20 protein-coding genes are annotated in these 20,024 nt (G+C 52.9%); 13 read left to right on the top strand and 7 right to left on the bottom strand.

Annotated elements, in window-relative coordinates:
* Nucleotides 1–30: 30 nt before the first annotated feature.
* From ccmC to ccmI, 7 genes are all read left to right on the top strand, one after another.
* On the top strand, nucleotides 31–768 hold the full coding sequence (gene ccmC, locus BMX00_RS03060; RefSeq protein ID WP_090827018.1) for a heme ABC transporter permease CcmC: 738 nt from the start codon (nucleotides 31–33) through the stop codon (nucleotides 766–768).
* Complete coding sequence (gene ccmD / locus BMX00_RS03055; protein WP_090827015.1) at nucleotides 768–965, top strand: heme exporter protein CcmD; 198 nt, start codon at nucleotides 768–770, stop codon at nucleotides 963–965. Before ccmC ends, ccmD begins: the two co-directional genes overlap by 1 nt.
* The gene (gene ccmE / locus BMX00_RS03050; RefSeq protein WP_090827013.1) at nucleotides 949–1,398 is read left to right on the top strand and encodes a cytochrome c maturation protein CcmE; all 450 of its coding nucleotides are present in this window, start codon (nucleotides 949–951) and stop codon (nucleotides 1,396–1,398) included. The genes ccmD and ccmE overlap by 17 nt, the downstream gene beginning before the upstream one ends.
* A gap of 112 nt (nucleotides 1,399–1,510) precedes the next feature.
* Nucleotides 1,511–3,538, top strand: a complete 2,028-nt coding sequence (locus BMX00_RS03045; RefSeq protein ID WP_090827011.1) for a heme lyase CcmF/NrfE family subunit — start codon at nucleotides 1,511–1,513, stop codon at nucleotides 3,536–3,538.
* Nucleotides 3,535–4,059: a DsbE family thiol:disulfide interchange protein gene (locus BMX00_RS03040; RefSeq protein WP_090827009.1), complete on the top strand. Its 525-nt coding sequence runs from the start codon at nucleotides 3,535–3,537 to the stop codon at nucleotides 4,057–4,059. The genes BMX00_RS03045 and BMX00_RS03040 overlap by 4 nt, the downstream gene beginning before the upstream one ends.
* A gap of 78 nt (nucleotides 4,060–4,137) precedes the next feature.
* A complete protein-coding gene (locus BMX00_RS03035; protein WP_090827007.1) occupies nucleotides 4,138–4,632 on the top strand; it encodes a cytochrome c-type biogenesis protein in 495 nt (164 codons plus the stop codon).
* Entirely contained in the window at nucleotides 4,629–5,948 is a 1,320-nt protein-coding gene (gene ccmI / locus BMX00_RS03030) for a c-type cytochrome biogenesis protein CcmI (protein ID WP_090827005.1), read from the top strand. Before BMX00_RS03035 ends, ccmI begins: the two co-directional genes overlap by 4 nt.
* Nucleotides 5,949–6,410: 462 nt before the next feature.
* Here the strand turns inward: ccmI and BMX00_RS03020 are convergent, their stop codons facing one another.
* Both BMX00_RS03020 and smpB read right to left on the bottom strand, forming a co-directional pair.
* Nucleotides 6,411–7,427 carry a COX15/CtaA family protein gene (locus BMX00_RS03020; protein WP_090827001.1) on the bottom strand — a complete coding sequence of 339 codons (1,017 nt, stop codon included), beginning with the start codon at nucleotides 7,425–7,427 and terminating at the stop codon, nucleotides 6,411–6,413.
* A 225-nt stretch (nucleotides 7,428–7,652) separates the two neighbouring features.
* Entirely contained in the window at nucleotides 7,653–8,096 is a 444-nt protein-coding gene (smpB, locus tag BMX00_RS03015) for an SsrA-binding protein SmpB (protein WP_090826999.1), read from the bottom strand.
* Between the two features lie 90 nt (nucleotides 8,097–8,186).
* Between smpB and BMX00_RS03010 the strand changes: the two genes are divergently transcribed.
* From BMX00_RS03010 to guaA, 4 genes are all read left to right on the top strand, one after another.
* Nucleotides 8,187–8,624: a type II toxin-antitoxin system RatA family toxin gene (locus tag BMX00_RS03010; protein WP_090827667.1), complete on the top strand. Its 438-nt coding sequence runs from the start codon at nucleotides 8,187–8,189 to the stop codon at nucleotides 8,622–8,624.
* A complete protein-coding gene (locus BMX00_RS03005) occupies nucleotides 8,611–8,940 on the top strand; it encodes an RnfH family protein (RefSeq protein ID WP_090826998.1) in 330 nt (109 codons plus the stop codon). The genes BMX00_RS03010 and BMX00_RS03005 overlap by 14 nt, the downstream gene beginning before the upstream one ends.
* A 98-nt stretch (nucleotides 8,941–9,038) precedes the next feature.
* Complete coding sequence (gene guaB, locus BMX00_RS03000) at nucleotides 9,039–10,499, top strand: IMP dehydrogenase (RefSeq protein WP_090826996.1); 1,461 nt, start codon at nucleotides 9,039–9,041, stop codon at nucleotides 10,497–10,499.
* Between the two features lie 184 nt (nucleotides 10,500–10,683).
* Nucleotides 10,684–12,246: a glutamine-hydrolyzing GMP synthase gene (guaA, locus tag BMX00_RS02995; RefSeq protein WP_090826994.1), complete on the top strand. Its 1,563-nt coding sequence runs from the start codon at nucleotides 10,684–10,686 to the stop codon at nucleotides 12,244–12,246.
* 374 nt (nucleotides 12,247–12,620) lie between these two features.
* Here guaA and BMX00_RS14275 read toward each other — a convergent pair whose 3' ends face one another.
* The 5 genes from BMX00_RS14275 to BMX00_RS02975 all read right to left on the bottom strand — a co-directional run bounded on the left by BMX00_RS14275 (nucleotide 12,621) and on the right by BMX00_RS02975 (nucleotide 15,903).
* Nucleotides 12,621–12,770, bottom strand: a complete 150-nt coding sequence (locus BMX00_RS14275; RefSeq protein WP_143053032.1) for a lmo0937 family membrane protein — start codon at nucleotides 12,768–12,770, stop codon at nucleotides 12,621–12,623.
* A gap of 128 nt (nucleotides 12,771–12,898) precedes the next feature.
* Nucleotides 12,899–13,303, bottom strand: coding sequence for a hypothetical protein (locus tag BMX00_RS02990; RefSeq protein ID WP_090826991.1), 405 nt, complete (start codon nucleotides 13,301–13,303; stop codon nucleotides 12,899–12,901).
* Nucleotides 13,304–13,370: 67 nt separating this feature from the next.
* Nucleotides 13,371–13,595, bottom strand: coding sequence for a CsbD family protein (locus BMX00_RS02985; protein WP_090826990.1), 225 nt, complete (start codon nucleotides 13,593–13,595; stop codon nucleotides 13,371–13,373).
* A 109-nt stretch (nucleotides 13,596–13,704) separates the two neighbouring features.
* Entirely contained in the window at nucleotides 13,705–14,292 is a 588-nt protein-coding gene (locus BMX00_RS02980; RefSeq protein ID WP_090826988.1) for a BON domain-containing protein, read from the bottom strand.
* Between the two features lie 585 nt (nucleotides 14,293–14,877).
* Nucleotides 14,878–15,903, bottom strand: coding sequence for a sulfate ABC transporter substrate-binding protein (locus BMX00_RS02975; RefSeq protein ID WP_090827665.1), 1,026 nt, complete (start codon nucleotides 15,901–15,903; stop codon nucleotides 14,878–14,880).
* Between the two features lie 169 nt (nucleotides 15,904–16,072).
* Between BMX00_RS02975 and BMX00_RS02970 the strand changes: the two genes are divergently transcribed.
* On the top strand, nucleotides 16,073–18,157 hold the full coding sequence (locus BMX00_RS02970) for a hybrid sensor histidine kinase/response regulator (RefSeq protein ID WP_090826986.1): 2,085 nt from the start codon (nucleotides 16,073–16,075) through the stop codon (nucleotides 18,155–18,157).
* A gap of 381 nt (nucleotides 18,158–18,538) precedes the next feature.
* On the top strand, nucleotides 18,539–19,333 hold the full coding sequence (locus BMX00_RS02960) for an FxDxF family PEP-CTERM protein (RefSeq protein ID WP_090826982.1): 795 nt from the start codon (nucleotides 18,539–18,541) through the stop codon (nucleotides 19,331–19,333).
* Nucleotides 19,334–20,024 lie beyond the last annotated feature (691 nt).

Genomic DNA, 20,024 nt, shown 5'->3' with positions numbered 1-20,024 from the left:
CCTCGAATATGAAATTCGGTATCTTTAAACATGGCGATTAACTGGTTTAAATACTCTTCCCCGGCAAGTTTCTACTTCCTTGCCGGCAAAATGATCCCTTTTTTTTCCATCGCCGCGGTGATATTGTGTTTAGCGGGGCTCTATATCGGCTTTTTCGTCGCCCCCACCGATTTTCAACAGGGTGAGGCTTATCGCATCATCTTCATTCATGTCCCCGCCGCTTGGATGTCCATGTTTCTTTACGTGGTGATGGCGATGTGGTCCGGTATCGGTCTTGCATTCAATACCCGGCTTTCCTCAATGGTAGCGACGGCCATCGCGCCAACAGGCGCAATGTTTACCTTTCTCGCGCTATGGACCGGGGCGCTGTGGGGCAAACCCATGTGGGGGACGTGGTGGGTATGGGATGCGCGTCTCACCTCCGAGCTGATTCTGTTGTTCCTTTACATTGGCTTCATGTCGTTGCAGGCCGCGATAGACGATCCCCGCCGCGCCGACAAGGCCGGTGCAATGATTGCACTGGTAGGCGTGGTCAACGTTCCCATCATCTATTTCTCGGTGAAATGGTGGAATACCCTGCACCAGGGAGCCTCCGTCAGCCTGACGCAATCACCGAAAATGGCCACCACCATGCTGACCGGCATGCTGATCATGTCGCTAGCGTGCTGGATGTATGCCATTGCCATGGTACTGATACGCACCCGCGCCGTTATTCTGGAACGCGAGCGCCACACTGCCTGGGTGGGTGAATTGCAGGGAGCCGCGTGATGATCTGGACGAGTTTGTCCGATTTTCTGGACATGGGCGGCTACGGATTTTATGTCTGGGGTTCCTATCTGGTTTTCCTTATTTGCATTGCCGGCGAAATTATTCTGGTTTCCAACCGTAAGCGAACTTTGCTCAAGCATCTCAGTCTGATTCACCAGTCAACCAAACAAGAGAAGAGAAATGAAACCTCGTCATAAAAAACTGGCTATCATCGCTTCGAGTGTAACCGCGTTGGGTGTTGCTTCCGTGCTGGTTCTGAATGCCTTCCAGAGCAATCTTGTGTTCTTCTTCAGCCCCACGCAGGTAGCTAATAATGAAGCCCCTCTGGGCAAGAGCTTTCGAATTGGCGGCCTGGTGGAAGAAGGAAGCGTCAAGCGCCAGACTGATGGGGTAACAGTGAATTTTGTGGTGACGGATACTGCCAAAGTCATTCCTGTGGTATATAAAGGCATTCTTCCCGACCTGTTCAAGGAAGGCAAGGGCGTGGTGGCTCAAGGAAAACTTGCCGGGGACGGTGTTTTCCGCGCAGACGAGGTGCTCGCGAAACACGACGAGAATTACATGCCACCTGAGGCAGCGACCGCTCTCGACCAGGCGGATAAGGCACGTAAAACAGTACTGGTTCAATAGCAGACAGTGCGCAGACCTGAAAGAACCAGAGGATCAGGTGGATCCTTCCAAGCTCAACCGTGACACTGCAAGTCTCTTTCCTTCTTTCCATTCTCTATCCAAGTCCCCGACCATGATCCCAGAACTCGGTAATTTTGCTCTGATCCTTGCGTTGCTGCTGGCGCTTATACAAGGCACCTTGCCCATTATTGGCGCTGCACGCGGCATTCCCTCCTGGATGGCGCTGGCCCGCCCGGTGGTTCAGGGACAGTTTGTGTTTGTCGCCATCGCCTTCTTCTGTCTGGCCTATTCGTTTGTCACCAGCGATTTTTCAGTGATAAATGTTGTCCAGAACTCCAATTCGAAGCTGCCGCTGCAATACCGCTTCGCCGCAACGTGGGGTTCTCATGAAGGCTCGTTGCTGCTGTGGACAATGATGCTGGCCACCTGGTCGGTTGCGGTCAGCATATTCAGCCGCCACCTGCCGAACGACATGGTCGCGCGTGTTCTGGGGGTCATGGGCCTGGTGAGCGTGGGTTTTCTGATATTCATGCTTTTCACTTCCAACCCGTTCGAGCGCATGCTGCCGGGTGCAGTGGAAGGAAGCGATCTGAACCCGTTACTTCAGGACCCGGGGATGGTGTTTCATCCCCCAATGCTATACATGGGTTACGTGGGCTTTTCCGTCGCATTTGCTTTTGCCATTTCGGCGCTGCTCAGCGGGCGAATGGATGCGACCTGGGCACGCTGGTCGCGCCCGTGGACAACGGTTGCATGGTTGTTCCTCACCATAGGCATCATGATGGGAAGCTGGTGGGCCTATTATGAGCTGGGCTGGGGCGGCTGGTGGTTCTGGGACCCTGTAGAGAATGCGTCATTCATGCCATGGCTGGTGGGCACCGCGCTCGTTCATTCCCTTGCCGTGACGGAAAAACGCGGCAGCTTCAAAAGCTGGACAGTGCTGCTGGCGATCTGCGCATTCTCCCTGAGTCTTCTGGGCACATTCCTGGTGCGCTCGGGCGTGTTGACATCGGTCCACGCTTTCGCGACCGATCCCAAGCGAGGCATTTTCATCCTGAGCTTCTTGGTGATCATCGTCGGCGGCTCCCTGCTACTTTTCGCATGGCGCGCTCCGAAAATCGGATTGGGTGGCAAGTTTGAACTGGTGTCGAGGGAATCGATGCTGCTTGCCAATAATTTATTGATGATGGTGGCTGCAGGCAGCGTTCTGCTGGGTACCCTTTATCCGCTGTTCATGGATGCGCTTGATCTCGGCAAAATATCGGTGGGCCCGCCCTACTTCGAGGCTGTATTCGTGCCGCTGATGACACCCGCGGTTTTTCTGATAGGCCTGGGCCCCCTTGCGCGCTGGAAACAGGCAAACTTGCCTGAACTGGCGATACGCTTGCGCTGGGCGTTCGTCGTGAGCCTCGTGACAGCCTTGTTGATGCCGTTCGTCATGGGCGAATGGAAACCGTTTGTGAGTTTCGGTTTACTCATGGCGTTCTGGGTCATCGCCAGTGTCATCGTCAGCCTGATTCATCGCCTGCGCAGCAGTGGCAGGGAAGGCTTGTTCGCGAAGCTTGCTGCCCAATCGCGCAGCTATTACGGCATGCATGCCGCGCACCTGGGCATAGCGGTGTTCATTATCGGCGTAACGCTGGTGGGCGGATATGAAACTGAAAAAGATGTGCGCATGGAAATCGGCGATACCGTCGCGGTGGGCGGTTATTCATTCCGTTTCAACGGTGCAACGAAGGCGCCCGGTCCCAATTACATGGCGGACATCGGCAATGTCGATGTGTTGCGCAATGGGGAAAAGGTCAACGTCCTGGAACCGGAAAAGCGAACTTATAACGCATCCGGAATGGCCATGACGGAAGCCGCAATCGATACCGGCATCCTGCGCGATCTCTACGTCGCTTTGGGGGAGCCACTGGAAAATGGAGCATGGATAATACGGGTCTATCACAAACCGTTTGTGGACTGGATCTGGTTTGGATGCATGTTGATGGCCTTTGGAGGTTTCCTGGCAGTAACGGATCGCCGTTATCGCCTCTCCTCGGGCAAGCAACGTGAACCCGTTGAAGAAAAGAAAGCCGCCGGCAAGCCCGGCAAAGCTCCGGCGGCACCTCTGATTGCGAGGAGCAAAAAGGCATGACGCGGTTCCTGATCCCGCTGGCGGCTTTTGTTGTTCTTGTCGGGTTTCTGGTTGTAGGCCTGGGCCTTAACCCCAGGCAGGTGCCTTCCCCGCTGATCGGAAAACCTGCACCCGAATTCCAGTTGCAGCAGTTGCATCAATCTGAAAAAACGCTGACGTCCAAGGACAATCTGGGCAAGGTTTGGCTTCTTAACGTATGGGCCTCGTGGTGTGTTTCCTGCCGTGAAGAGCATCCGTTGCTGGTTCAGTTGGCTAAATCCGGCATCGTTCCAGTCTACGGCCTCAACTATAAGGATCAGCGTGAGGATGCATTGCGATGGCTGAAGCAGTTCGGGGACCCATACACCGTTAGCATTGTTGATCCCGAAGGCAGGACAGGCATCGATTACGGCGTGTACGGGGTTCCCGAGACCTATGTCATCGACAAGAATGGAGTTATCCGGTACAAACAAATCGGTCCCGTAACGGTAGACGCGCTACAGACGAAAATTCTGCCGCTGGTGAAGGAGTTGCAAGGATGAATCTGACCATTTTGTTCAGATCTTGCTGTAACCAAATCTAACGGCACAACTAACGGATTGCGGGTGCATTCTTTCAGTATGAAAAAATTTGGATTGTTGCTGGCTTTGATGCTTCTGTTGCCCCTTTCGTTGCCCCCTTTATTATCGGTTTCTTGGGCCAAGGAAGCGGTTCCGGTTGCCGAGAATCCGGAACTTGAAGAGCGCATGATTGCGTTATCCGAGGAGTTGCGGTGCCTCGTATGCCAGAACGAAACGATCGCCGCCTCGCGAGCGGATTTTGCCAATGATCTGCGGCGCGAAATCCGCGAACAGATGAGTGCAGATAAAAGCGATAAAGAGATTATCGATTTTCTGGTGGCCCGTTATGGCGATTTCGTGCTTTATCGTCCGCCAGTCAAATCCTCCACCATGTTCTTATGGTTTGGTCCGTTTATCCTTCTTCTGGCGGGAGCGATAGTGCTGGTCATCTACCTCAAGCGCCGCCGCAAGCGGATTGAAGAACCCATCCTGAGCGAACAGCAGCTCAAGCAAGCTGAGGCTCTGCTAAAGGAAGGCAAAGGTAATAGCGCATGACAGTATTCTGGGTTGTTGCCGGCATATTCATTGTCGGTGCCTTGCTATTCGTTCTTCCAACGTTATGGAGCAAGAGGGAGCGTCAGGCGGGTGCGGAGCGTGACGCCACCAACGTGAATATCTATCGGGATCAGCTTGCGGAGCTCGATAGCGACTTGCGCAGCGACATTCTGACTCGCGAGCAATACGAACAGAGCAAACGGGAACTGCAGCAACGCATGCTGCAAGATCTTCCTGACGGAGAAACGGCGCCTGCCGTCCCTGTCGGAATAATCAGCAATAAAAGTAATGTAGCCACCATTACATTAACGACCCTTGCAGTACCGGTACTGGCGGTTTCCCTTTATCTGTGGCTGGGTAACACGAAAGCTCTGCTGCCGCAGCCCGCAGTAGGGGAACAGGCCCCGCTGTCAGCGGAAGGAGGCCATTCCGATTTTTCATCGGTGCTGGAAAATCTCATGGCGCGGTTGAAAAATCAGCCGGATGATATGGAAGGCTGGCTCATGCTGGGACGAACCTACGCCATGATGCAACGTTTCAATGAGGCGAAGGAAGCCTACGAAAAAGTACTGGCCCTGGCTCCTGAAAATCCGGAAGTCATTACGGATTATGCCGATATCGTCGCGATGACAAACAATGGCAGCCTGATCGGAAAGCCGATCGAGCTGATCAATAAGGCACTGCGTCTGGATCCGCAAAATCCCAAGGCGCTGGCGCTGGCGGGAACAGCCGAATTTGAGCGAAGAAGATATAAGGATGCCGCCGCATATTGGGAAAAATTATTGGCACTCATCCCTCCGACGGAATCCGAACTGGTGGAATCCGTAAAGAACAGCATCGCGGAGGCAAAATCACTGGCATCAGGCAAAGGCAGTACGGTGGCAAGAGCGCCCGCTCAGCCATCCGGCGGACAGGTTCCTCCGCCTGCTGAGAGCAAGCCCGGATCGATGGCCGCAGCGGGAGCAGCCACATCAGGCACACTGGCCGGTAAAGTGACACTAAGCCCTGCGCTGGCTGGCAAAATCTCTCCAAATGACAGCCTGTACATCTTTGCCCGGGCTAAATCAGGGCCAAAGGCACCGCTGGCGACGCTGCGCCTGCAGGTCAAGGATTTGCCGGCGAACTTTTCCCTGAACGATTCCATGGCGAGGTCTGGCGTGCAGCTATCCACTTTCCCCGATGAGGTCATTGTGGGCGCCCGAGTTTCAAAATCAGGGTCCCCCATGCCACAAAGCGGCGACCTGCAGGGCCTTAGTCAACCGGTCAGAATTGGCGCAGCAGGAATCAATGTTGTAATTGATCAGCAGCTACCCTAGCCGGGATATGCGCCAAACCGCCCCGGATTTGTGAAAGGTGACATCAACAATGGGGCGCCTGCATCCCCGCTGCGGGATCGTGCCTTCTTATGAAGGTTACCGCTCCACCTTAAGTGCTCCACACCAGGCGGGTTGAAGTCACTAGGGCTGAAATCCAATTTGTGCCATCCCCGCCTTAGCCGGCGCTGACGTGTGTTTTGCGGGATCCTTGCGTCCCCTCTTCGCGCCCCCGGTTCGCTCAATAGCTCTCGCTATTGGCTGGTTCCCGGGAGGCGCAAAATCCACTCCAAACGCCTCGCCGTCATTCCGCAATCCGGGCTGGAGCACTTCTGAACCATCACATATAAGATGTCGGCTACGCACATGGTAGGGCGTTAATAAGCGCAGCATATTGCACCCCGTCAAGTTCGAGGCGATGGGGCATTCCCCTGGCAACCATGCCCGACCTAGCCCGCCTTACGATTACTGGCGACGCAATTGATGATTAACCCACAGGGCGGCGGTAAACAGCAGCACGGCGCCCGCTTGGTGCGCCGCGGCAAGCGGCAGCGGAACCACGAGCAATAATGTGGAAATACCCAAGCTTATCTGTATCGCCAGCATAACCAGCAGCAGACTGCACGAAAAACGAGCTGGTCCGGAAAGTGGCAAGCCCCTGGATTTATACCAGAAAATGGGAATCAGGATTGCCAGTGTCCACGCAATCATCCGATGATCGAATTGTACGGTTGCCATATTATCGAAGAAGTTTCGATACCACGGCTCCAATATGAATATTTCGGGCGGTATGAAATGACCGTTCATGAGGGGGAAGGTATTGTAAGCCAAACCCGCCCGAATACCCGCCACGAAACCACCGGACAAAATCATTATGAATATCAAGGTCGTAATGATGACGGAAAAACGGCGGATACGTCGCAATCTGATATTTCCGTGGGATGCGCGGGTGGGCGAAAGCAATTCCAATGCTACCCAGAACATTGTGGCATAGATAATAAAGGCAAGCCCCAAATGTGCTGTCAGACGGTATTGGCTGACATGCGGATTATCGACCAGACCGCTCTTTACCATATACCATCCCATTGCCCCCTGCAGGCCGCCCAGTATGAAAATTCCCGTCAGCCTTAGGCCCAACGGCCGGTCGATCGCCTTTTTAGCCATAAAATATAGAAATGGAATAAAAAACGCCAATCCGATGACGCGCCCCAGCAATCGGTGGAAATATTCCCACCAGAAAATCCCCTTGAATTCATCCAGGCTCATGCCAAGATTCACCTTTTTATATTGAGGACTCTGATGGTATTTTTCAAAAAGCTCATCCCAGTCTTTCTGGCTAAGCGGCGGCATCGTCCCGACGATAGGTTGCCATTCAACAATCGAAAGACCCGACTCGGTAAGGCGCGTCACGCCACCGACAACCACCATGGCAAATACCAGAGCACAGCAAGCCAGCAACCAGACCGCAATGGATTTCTGCATGATAATAATAGGAATTAACGATAAACCGATTTAAGGAAGTGGAATAAGCCCATATCAAACGATTATCGAACAGATAATCCTGAATCCGCCAACTGGACGGGGTGGAGATACAGTTTCCGGCACGATGGGAGGTGAAGGTCAGGTATCCAGGAGGTCTTTGTAGACAATAGCGATAAACTGAAAAATGAGCAGTCAACTCCGGTTTTAGGATAATTGTTCCATGAGCTACTTGGCGCGCATCAGGCGCTGCCTGTCGCGTTCCCACTCTTTCTGTTTCTCGGATTCACGCTTGTCGTGTTGTTTCTTTCCCTTGGCCAAGCCGATTTCAAGCTTGATTCTGCCCGCTTTATAATGCATATCCAGGGGTACCAACGTATAGCCGGCGCGCTCGGCTTTCCCGATGAGTCGCTTTATTTCTTCAGCGTGCAACAATAGTTTGCGGGTCCGGACCGGATCCGGTTTGATATGAGTGGAAGCGGCCAGCAGCGGGCTGATATGGCAGCCAATGAGAAATAATTCGCTGTTACGGATGATGACGTAAGCTTCTTTCAACTGCACCCGGCCCGCTCGAATCGCCTTGACCTCCCAACCTTCAAACACCACGCCCGTTTCGTATTTTTCCTCGATAAAATAGTCGTGAAAGGCTTTCTTATTCTGGACAATACTCATGTAAAAGGAAGAAAAAGGGTGAGTTCCACGCAGGTTTCGTGTATTTTAGCAGCTTTCTCCGCTGTCCCGCTGGATCAAGCAGTTTATCTTATGGCTGAAATCGAAAAGTCGGTTTTGATCGGTTATTCTGCGAGCCGGATGTTCGCATTGGTGGATGCAGTTGAAGAATATCCCAAGTTCCTGCCGTGGTGTGGTGGCTCATCTGTGATTCGACAGGGTGAAAGCATTACCCATGCGACCATCCTGATCGACTACCATCATATCAAGCACAGCTTCACTACCGAGAACATCCGAAAGCCTCCTGAACTGATTACGATGACGCTGCTGAATGGGCCCTTTCAGAATCTCGACGGACACTGGCGTTTCATTCCCTTGGCGGAAAACGCCTGCAAGATTGAATTTCGTTTACACTACACATTCTCACATATATTTCTGGAAAAACTGGTAGGTCCAGTTTTTTTTATGATTGCGAATAGTTTTGTGGAAGCATTCATTCAGCGGGCGGAAGAAGTCTATGGAGACTCGTGACCCAGCTATTCAAATCGAGGTAGTTTACGCACTGCCGGACCATCAGGTCATGCGTCAGTTGCGCCTCCCGCCCGGAGCAACAGCGGAGCAGGCTGTGAACCTCTCGGGAATTAACCATTTGTTTCCGCAAATTGATCTTTCGCGACACAAGCTGGGCATATTCGGCAAGCTGGTCAAACCCGATCGAACCCTGCGTGAAGGAGATCGCGTGGAGATATACCGTCCGTTGATTCTTGATCCAAAAGACAACCGCAGAAAACGCGCAAGACTTCAGCGTGGCGCATCGATTACAACGACTGTTCCGGATGGCCGTTAATAATCCCAGGTAGCCATGGCTTGAGTGATTCCATAGTACTGCAGGATTCACTACATATCCCGGTTTCGCTATAATGCCGGTTTGCGAAGGACAATACCATGCGATTGGTTGAGAAAGCTCTAACCTTTGACGATGTTTTGCTGCTTCCCGCCCACTCGGATGTTTTACCCCGTAATGTAAGTTTGGCAACGCGGCTCACCCGTGCCATTTCTCTCAATGTTCCGCTCGTATCGGCTGCCATGGATACCGTTACCGAAGCGCGGCTTGCCATTGCCCTGGCTCAGGAAGGCGGCATCGGCATCATCCACAAGAATATGCCGGTGGAATCCCAGGCGGCTCAGGTTGCCAGTGTAAAACGCTTCGAAAGCGGTGTCGTAAAAGAACCGATTACCATTCCGCCGGAAATGACCGTGCGCGAGGTGCTCAATCTCATCCGCAAGTACAGGATATCCGGACTACCTGTAGTGGAAGGCTCGAAAGTCGTCGGTATCGTCACCAATCGTGACCTTCGCTTCGAAACGAATCTTGATCAACCGATCAAGAATATCATGACACTGAAAGAACGGCTGGTGACAGTGAGCGAAGGCACCACCCGGGAAGAAGCCATGGCGTTGCTTCACAAACATCGCCTGGAGAGGGTTCTGGTAGTAAACAGCGATTTTGAGTTGCGCGGTCTGATTACGGTTAAGGATATCATCAAGACCTCGGAACATCCCAATGCCTGCAAGGATGAGCAGGGCCGGTTGCGAGTAGGCGCAGCCATTGGTGTTGGCGAGGGCAGCGACGAGCGGGCGGAAGCCCTGGCCGAAGCTGGTGTGGACGTAATGGTGGTGGATACCGCGCATGGTCATTCTCAGAGTGTACTCGACCGTGTAGAGTGGGTACGGAAACGATTTCCGGATATTCAGGTTATCGGCGGCAATATCGCTACCGCCGCGGCCGCCCGGGCTCTGGTAGATCGCGGAGCTGATGCAGTAAAGGTGGGCATAGGCCCCGGTTCAATCTGCACCACCCGCATGGTCGCCGGGGTGGGCGTACCGCAAATCACTGCAATCAAGAATGTATCCGCGGCATTGGCCGGTACGGGTGTGCCTCTGATTGCCGATGGCGGCATTCGCTATTCAGGCGATATTGCCAAGGCGATTGCCGCCGGGGCAAGCTCCGTCATGCTGGGCGGGCTGTTCGCAGGAACCGAGGAATCGCCCGGCGATATCGAACTTTTTCAGGGGCGTTCCTACAAAACGTACCGGGGCATGGGCTCGCTCTCCGCCATGCAGCAAGGGTCGAGTGACCGCTATTTTCAGCAGGCCGAGCCCGATACCAAAAAGCTGGTACCCGAGGGTGTCGAAGGCCGGGTTCCTTTCAAGGGAAGCGTTATTGCGGTCATCCACCAACTCATCGGGGGATTACGCTCGGGCATGGGCTATGTTGGCTGCGAGACAATTGACGAAATGCACGCGAAAGCCGAGTTTATCGAAATTACCTCAGCCGGGATTCGCGAATCCCACGTCCATAACGTGCAGATAACCAAGGAAGCACCCAATTACCACGTTGAATAGGTGTTTGGCATAGTCCCCGGCAGTTCGCCCAGATAAGAATTCCCGAATAACATCCTCCAGATCCTCCAGGTTGGGCGCTCAACCGGCGGGCGAGCCTGCGATCGAACTCAAAACTGTTAAAGTTGTTTTAGAGGTTTTAAAGGTCTTAATTTTTCACCTTCCGGTATCTCCAAGGCACTAGCCTATGCACCAAAAAATACTCATCCTCGACTTCGGCTCACAATATACGCAGCTAATTGCCCGGCGTATCCGGGAAACCAATGTTTATTGCGAGGTCCATCCGTGTGATGCAAGTCGCCGCTTTATTGAAGAGTTCGCGCCGATTGGAATTATCCTTTCGGGCGGACCGGCCTCTGTTGCAGAAGATGAAACGCCGCGGGCACCGCAAATCATTTTTGAACTGGGCATCCCGACACTGGGAATCTGTTACGGCATGCAGACTATGGCCGCGCAACTCGGAGGTTCCGTTGAAAACGCCAAAACGCGCGAGTTCGGTTATGCCGAAGTGGCAACTAAAGTCCAGAGCAGCCTGCTGCGCGACATTCACGACCGCACTGACGAGAAGGGGGAAGGAATTCTCGATGTATGGATGAGCCACGGAGACACCGTAAATGTGCTTCCTCCAAAATTTCAGGTCATGCTGGGCAATGCAGCCACGCCCATAGCGGGCATGGCGGATGAGGAGCGAAAATTCTATGGGATACAGTTCCATCCGGAAGTCACTCATACCCTGCAAGGCAAGGCCATTCTCGAGCGGTTCGTGCATGAAATTTGCGGCGCGGGTTATGACTGGAATATGCCTGATTATATGGAAGAGTCAATAGGCAGAATCCGGTCCGAAGTGGGCAGAGACGAGGTGATTCTGGGCCTTTCCGGTGGCGTGGATTCATCGGTGGCGGCAGCACTTATTCACCGCGCAATCGGAAAGCAGCTTACCTGCGTGTTTGTTGACAATGGCCTGCTGCGGCTTGGCGAAGCGCAACAGGTCATGGACACGTTCAGCAGAAATCTGGGCGTCAAAGTCATCCATATCGATGCCGGAAAAGCGTTCCTCGATCAATTGCAAGGCGTAGCAGACCCGGAAACAAAGCGCCGCATTATCGGGCGTGAATTTATCGAAATCTTTCAGCGTGAAGCAGCTAAAATTGCCAATGCCCGCTGGCTTGCCCAAGGGACGATTTATCCCGACGTCATCGAATCCGCTGGGGGCAAGACCAAGAAAGCGCAGACGATCAAATCGCACCATAATGTCGGCGGCCTGCCCGATACCCTGCATTTAAAGCTGCTCGAACCCTTGCGCGAATTGTTCAAGGATGAAGTGCGTGAACTCGGATTGGCGCTGGGTCTGCCGCATGACATGGTTTTTCGCCATCCCTTCCCTGGTCCCGGCCTGGGAGTCCGCATACTTGGCGAGGTCAGGCATGAATATGCAGAATTATTACGGCGCGCCGATGCGATTTTTACTGAAGAACTGCGCATCTCCGGCTGGTACGAAAAAACCTCCCAGGCCTTTGCGGTATTCCTTCCCGTAAAATCGGTCGGTGTAATGGGAGACGGACGCACTTATGACTACGTTGTAGCATTAAGGGCCGTACACACTGAGGATTTCATGACTGCCCACTGGGCAGAGCTTCCTTACACGCTGTTGGCAAAGATTTCCAACCGCATTGTGAACGAAGTTCGCGGTATCAACCGGGTAGTCTACGATATTTCCGGAAAACCACCCGCAACGATTGAGTGGGAGTGAAGCGCCGCAGGCGCAGGAGGCTCCTCTGATGCTTGAGTGCACCGGCAGGAACGCTCAGGAAGGACTCGATCTATCCAAAGTGTTTTCACTATTGGCCCGATATCCGAATTATCGATGGCAAAATCGCCAAGCAATAAATTCCTGATCGATGGTCCAATCCACGATAGACTCCGGACTAGGAATCGCTCATGGTCCAGGCCGCACCCTCCCTGGAGTCATCTTCATTCGCCCAACATCACCCTCCAGCATTTATCGGGCGGCCTCTTCAATCGTGGGCATATGAACTGATGGTTTGCATGTCTGGGCTCATCACTCACTCATTTTCTGCATATCACCTTCTTCCCTGCAAATCCGGGGGACAGCACGTGCAACGATCACAATGGTCTCTGGCCGCTGATGATTCTAAGAAGGATGATCACAATAGCGATTACCAGGAGAATGTGTATGAAGCCGCCTAACGTGTAAGAACTTACCAAACCGAGCAGCCATAAAATGATCAAGACAACAGCGATTGTGTAGAGCATGGTAGTCCTCTCTATGGTAGGTTATCGACAAGTGTCGCAGGTTGGCTGGAATGTTGCGAAGATGGGCTGCCGCGCCGTACCTCCGGTCGCTCCACTGCCTGCCTAGTCTCTCCTGGTTCCCTCCGCTCCTAGTTCTCTCTCTTCGCATCAGCTTTCGCAGCTGCTTCCGCAGCTTTCGCTTCTTTCAAACATACCTCTTTCGCATTACCCGCCAGATCATCACACCTTTCCTTAGCCACCTTATAGTCAGCTTCTACCTTGGCCAACCGTGCTTTGTAATGGTTTTCTTTTGAGGGTTTATATCTGGCTTCGAGCTCGGCCTCTGCGACTTCTTCCTTTCCCTTCACTTCAGCCATGCAAATGTCCTTGGCATTTCCGGCAAGTGAGTCGCAGCGCGCCTTATCGACCTTATACTCATTTTCAATGCGACTCTTTTCAGCTTTGTAAACGTCGTGCGACATATTCTGCTCCGCCATTGCACCCAAGCTGAATGAAAGGCCAATTGTTATTGGAATAATGCTGAATTTGCTCATGTGATGTGAGTGCCTGATGTAGTAGTTGTATGTTTTCAGCATATCGCATGACGATATGCTGCTCGCTCTAGCATGACTTCGGCGGATATCCCTCTTTCTGTTTTGTTTCCCAATCGGAAATTTGCTTTTCCGCCTCTTCCTTGGTGACACCGTATGATTCCTGGATTTTTCCGGAAAGCTGATCTCGCCTGCCAGCAATCATGTCTAGGTGATCGTCCGTCAGCTTGCCCCACTGTTCCTTGATCTTGCCCTTGAATTGTTTCCAGTTACCTTCGATTTGATCCCAGTTCATTTTAGACTCCGTTATCAGTACAGTTGATTAAGCAATCACCAGCCAGCATATCTCGCTAGGCCCCTGGTTCGCGTTGCTCCGGGTTACTCGCATTTGCCGATTACCCTGATTACTTCTTAACGCTCATTTCATTGATGACACTCTTGACACCCTCGACGCCCTTTGCAACCTCGGTAGCCCGGTCAATTTGGGATTGACTATCCACGAACCCGCTGAGCTGCACTTCGCCATCGCGTGTTACGACGGCAATATCCGAGCTTTTTACGCCCGGATCTGCGAGCAGTGCGGCTTTGACCTTCGTTGTGATAACTGCATCGTCGATTTTCTCGCCTACCGAAGTGCTGGTCGTTTTCAGGCTCATCTTGTTATCTACCTTCTTTACGCCCTCCACACCCTTGGCAACAGCTATGGCTCGATCAATTTGACCCTGGTTATCGACAAACCCGCTCAGTTGAACTTCACCCTTGCGTGTCTCGACTTTGATGTCGAGACTCTTGACATCCGGATCGGCGAGCAATGCGGATTTCACTTTTGTGGTAATGGCGGCGTCATCAACCTCGGTCCCCACCGTAGTTTTAGCTTCAGGTTTGGGGCCTTCCGGTTTAGGTCCTTTTTCCTCGCTTTTTCCGCAGCCTGCTAGGGACAGGGCGCCGACGAGCGATATGGTCAGAACAAGGAATTTATTTTTGATATTCATGCTTTTTTCTCCATAGTAGAATTGAATTAAAGGTGCTTGCAGCTAACCGACTTCTGAGTATTCCCCTGCAGCGCTGGGTTGGCGCCTGAGCTGGCAAATTAATTGATGACGAGCCACGACGAAGTTGGTAGCTAGGCCTTGCATCCGCGGAACTCTAATCTAATGGAAGTGCCTGTTATGAGTTCGACGCGGCTCGCATCTGAGCTGATTAATGTGGAACCTATACGGAGACTTGCTACAGGCATGCGCGCTCTGCTTCCACATTAGCCTTTCTACGGTTCCATCATCCCGCTTCTACGCCAATGGCTCAGTGCGCTGGCGCACATAAATTGTAAAAACACAGTTTCGCTTGAAGACGGGCGAGTTGGCGATGTAGCGGGAAGAAAGCGCAGCGGCCCCACTGACCAGTTTTCTCGCTGGCCTGCGGGCCGGACAAAATGAAAGATTACAGGAGCTTAAGTCAAAGGCGCGGTTGCCGAATGCACCGTGGCGAAATCGATCTGGGTTGACGTCTCAGCGGGCCTCAGCGGGCCTCAGCGGGCGACCGGGTAAACGCCCAGTCGGGAGTGATGCATTCTGCATTTCTCATGGCTTTGATGCAGACAGGCGCTGCTTTCTCTGGATCTGGTCTAACAGGCCACCATAGTCAAAATGCGTATTCTGTGCTTCTTTCCAGCCTCCGAAGACCTCATCAATGCTGAATAAATCCATCGGCGGAAATTGCCTTGCAAATTTTGCAGCCGCCTTTTCATCACGGGGACGGTAGTAGTGCTTGCCGGCAATGTCCTGAGCTTGCGCGGTATAAAGAAAATCGATATAGGCATTGGCTACATCACGCGCCCCATTCTGATCGGAGACCTCATTCACCACGTTCACTATCGGCTCCGCCAGGATTGACATTGTCGGCGTAACCACCTCAAGCCTGTCACTTCCCCGCGCTCTCGCCAGCAGGTGAGCCTCATTTTCCCACGCCAGCAGTATGTCTCCCACGCCGCGATCGATAAAAGCCGTGATGGCCCCCCCTGGCTCCGAATCCGCCCGCTCGGCATTGGTGAAAAGATTCCTGACGAATTCGAAAGCGAGCGCTTCATTGCCGCCCGATTGCTTGAACGCATAACCCCAAGCTGCGAGATAACTCCAGCGACCGGTTTGGGTGGTCTTCGGATTGGATGTGATCACCTGGACATCGGGCCGGGTGAGATCCCCCCAATCCCGCAAATTCTTCGGGTTGCCTGCGCGCACCAGAAATACAATGGTCGAAGTATAAGGCGACTTTTGCGGTAAGGGTTTCTGTCGATCAGGTAACATGAATGTCCTGTTTTTTTTCAGTGCGTCCGCGTCGTAGGACAAAGCAAGCGTGACGACATCCAGTCCGTCCACCTTGGCACGTATGGGTTCACCCGATTTACTCCGGGCAGGCTTAACCACAACATCCACGCCTGATCGCGCCTTCCAGTGCCTGACAAACGCCTTGTTGAAATCGTCGTACATAGCGAGGGAGGGATCAGCGCTGATGCTCGTTGAGATGCCATGCAGGGCAGCAAATGCCGCGCTTAAACTCAGCAGGATAGCAAGACCGGCAAATACGGAACGAATAGGGTATGTGCGCATTTCATTTTCTCCTGTGATATGAATCACGCGAAAATTTAACATTGGTATATTTCAGCCACGTTGCGTAAATATTAAGAGATTGAGTAGCTTAGGAATAAGTCGCCATTCAGGGTCGGCATGTATACAATTTCATGCTGAACCTTGATATTAAGAGTGGACGGGGACTCTCGTGAACATTAAAAGCGTTACCAAATTTTCCAATGTTGCCCTTGCCCTGCTGCTGGTTATCATTGGCTCGCTCTTCTTCCATGAACTGTCCATTCGAGAGGAAATAAACAGCGGCGAACGTCGTCGTTATCACGCCCTTATGCTAGCGGATGAGTTGCTGCAAAGCTCAGATGACCTGACGCGCATGGCTCGGACTTATGTGATCACCGGGGACCGCAACTACAAGCGCTATTTCATGGAGGTATGTGATATTCGCAGGGGCGAACGGCCACGCCCGTTGAACTATACGCTTGCCTACTGGCATCTCATGGCAGCGGGGAGAGCACCCACCTTCGAACCAGGTGAACGCGTTTCGATGCTGGAGATGCTCCAGCGCGCAGGATTTAGCGACGAGGAATATGCGCTGCTGCGAAAAGCCCTGGAGAATTCCGAGGCGTTAGTCGAACTTGAAAAACAGGCATTCGCGGCCGCGGAAGGTTTTAAAGACGACGGAAGGGGTAGTTTTACAGTAAAGGTAAAGCCCGACCGGGAACGCGCCATTAGCTTGCTGTACGGTGAGCGCTACATTACCCGTAAAGCTGACATCATGGAACCGATCCAGAAATTCATGGATTTATATAATGTACGCATGCAAAATGAGTTGAATAGAAGGCTGGCCCAGCTTGAACGTCAAAGTCTTATCGCGATGGGGCTGATTTTTGCTGCGCTGCTCATTACGATGGGCATTCTTTTTTACACCCGCATGGGTATATTGCAGCCTCTGGCCGAGCTTGGCCGCCAGGTGGCGGGAGTTACGCGCGGCACCTATCCCAGCCGCTACGGTACAGGCCCCCGCAATGAGGTAGCCAAACTGAGCGAAGCATTAGCGGTGGCTGACGCCGACAAAAGGCAACTTCTTGAAAATGAGCGTATTGCGAGAACAGAAGCCGAGCGTGCCAGCCAGCTCAAGGACGAGTTTCTGGCTACGCTATCCCATGAACTTCGGACTCCGCTGAATGCAATCCTGGGCTGGTCGCAGCTCATCCTGAGCGGGAACATGAAAAAGGAGGACATCCAAAAAGGTCTGGAAACCATCGAAAGAAATGCCCGTGCCCAAAATAAACTGATTGAGGATCTTCTTGAAATGAGCAGTATCATTTCAGGTAAAGTGAGGCTGGACATGCAGCAATTGGATGCCGTCAGTCTGATTGAAACAGCGGTTGAGTCGGTCAAGCCCACGGCGCAAGCCAAAGGAATTATTCTGACAAAAACCATTGATCCACATGCCGCTCGGATTTCAGGCGATTCCAACCGGCTCCAGCAGATCTTTTGGAACCTGCTGTCCAACTCGATAAAATTCACCCCCCGGGGCGGCAACGTTGACGTTCTCGTTGAGCAATCGGGCTCTTTCCTCGAAATCCGGATCAATGACTCGGGCTTGGGGATTACACCGGAATTCATGCCCTTCGTATTCGATCGGTTCAGGCAGGGCGATGCTTCGCTTACCCGGCAATATGGCGGCCTGGGCCTAGGACTGGCCATTGTCAAGCAGCTTGTGGAGCTTCATGGTGGAATAGTTCGAGCAGAAAGCGCCGGCACTGGCAAGGGGTCTTCGTTTATCGTTTGCCTGCCGCTCGCCACTGTAGAGGACAACCTGAGAAATAGCCCAGCCACCCTTGAGCGGGACCCTTTCAATGGAAGGGCCCCGTCCTTCGCGGGTTTGAAGGCACTCGTGCTTGATGATGAATCGGATGCGCGTGAGCTTATCAAGCGGATACTGATTCGCTGCGAAGCAAGCGTAAGCACTGCCACGAGCGCCACGGAAGGATTGGAGCTTCTAAAAACCGAAAGGCCAGACGTGATTATAAGCGATATTGGAATGCCCGGAAAAAATGGCTATCAGTTCATTCATGACGTCAGGAACCTGCCGGCGAAAGACGGTGGCCATACCCCCGCCATCGCGCTCACGGCGTTTGCGCGCGCGGACGATACGGCCAGGGCATTGGAGGCGGGTTATCAGATACATCTCTCCAAACCTGTCGACTCGTTTGAATTGATCAGGATAATCGCTGATCTGGCCGGACGGCAGTATAAAACTGACAGCTAATTGACGGGCAAGACCAAGGACAGACATCCCAAGTCCCGAATTCAACGCCTGGCCTCGATTTAGCGCCTCGATTTAGCGCCTTGATTTAGCGCCTTGATTTAGCGCGCAAGATTTAGCGGGCCGCCACGGGCAAGACGGCTACTTTTAGCGCGCGTTCCTGCAGAAATGCCAATACCATAACCCTGCCCTCCCTACTCGCCGTCCGGCGAGTTAAATCCGAGCCTTTCCCGTCACAATCGATGAGTGCGGCATATTGTCGCATGCGGCAATATGCCGCATTGATTTCCCGATATGAATAATAAATACTCGGCCACATCGGTTTTGCTGATGAGCATCCGATGAAAGGCAGTTTATTTTTAACTTCATTAATCGAGAGACTGTATGAAAAGAACGCTCAGGTATGCACTCTTGCTAGCGAGCATCACATCATTGCCAGCGCTGGCCCATGTTACGTACACCGGCCGTAATTTCGGCACCTTCGACAGCACGTACGCCACGTCCACGTTGACGGACCAGGCCGTACCGGGCAACTACGGCTGGATCGACGGAACCGATTCCGATTATGGTGACAGTCATAAGTTGCGGGCTTATCGTTTCACATTGACCGAGCCCACGACCGTCACGCTTTCGTTCAAGGAAGCAACCTCTCAAGTCACTGACTTTCGTGGCAATGTTTTCACTTCCCAGCTCGGCCTGATACCGGGGTTCTCGCTCTACCAAGGTCTTGCACACCTTGCCCCGGAGCCATCGGATCATGATTTTGGCGCGCTATCACTGGCTAATCGCCCTGCCTATACCGAGGGTTCCTTCAGGGCATTGACTGATTGGTCAATTGGCAACGACCCAGGTAATCTCAACGGGGTAACCATTCCAGCCAGCCTGAGCTTTTTCAAATTCATCGGCAATGCCTATGATGGTACGGGTTATGGTTCCGACGGAACGCTCGATCACATGGTTTCGAAAACCTTTTCAAACCTGGCCGCGGGCGACTATTCGGTATTTGTCGGCGGAGCGGATTACCTCGCACAGAGCCTGCAAAACCCTGATCTTAATGTGCAGTACGGCATAACCGGCACCTTGGCGGCGGGTGTGGTGCCCGAACCTGAAACTTATGCCATGCTGCTGGCCGGCTTGAGCTTGATGGGAGTAATGGTGCGCCGGCGCATATCGGGCTAGCTCTTCGTTCGCCAGTTCCAGCTGGATTCCTTTATCGGCATGAACACAGCGATATTGATGATAAACACATATCCATGTTGATCGGGGATGAACCCATAGTAAGAAGGGGCGCAGCGGAACCGTCGCATAGCGCCCCTACCTATACCGTGCGGGATGCTTGAGGAAATTCTCTCGGAATGCCAGCCAGCCGTTCAAATAGACCGTATCGTTACGGGGCGCATTGCGGGAGAAACCGTCGTAATTGCGGAAGCCACCGTTGAACTGGAAGTAATGAATGTACTGTACCGTAAGTTTGAGGTTCGCAAACGTGGAGAGGGCAGATGTACTCTTGCCAAACGGATATAACTCACCTCGACCGTAAACGCCTAACTATTTGGCTTGCCTGATAAACTGCCGTTAACAGGATTGGGAGAGTATATGACGCGCCATCGTAGGTCCCCATCGGGCGCAATTTCAAGCTGTACGGTTATAGCGATGCAAGCGAGGATAGAACCAAATTCATCCCGATCGCGGGCATGATACCCGGCTCGTTTACACACACCCATAACGGCCAGCCTGGCGCCCTGGAGATGATCATTGCTCGCATCAGGCGGCCCCAGCATTAAATACTCAAGCGGAACTATAGCACAGCGAATGTAAAGAAAATGCCGAATGACTGCGCCGGAATCATGCAGCTTATCGCGTCATAACC

It is taken from the genome of Nitrosovibrio tenuis, assembly GCF_900109785.1.
Classification (GTDB): Bacteria; Pseudomonadota; Gammaproteobacteria; order Burkholderiales; family Nitrosomonadaceae; genus Nitrosospira; species Nitrosospira tenuis_A.
Note: the sequence above shows the minus strand (reverse complement) of the source record. Positions and strands in the feature narration are given on the sequence as shown.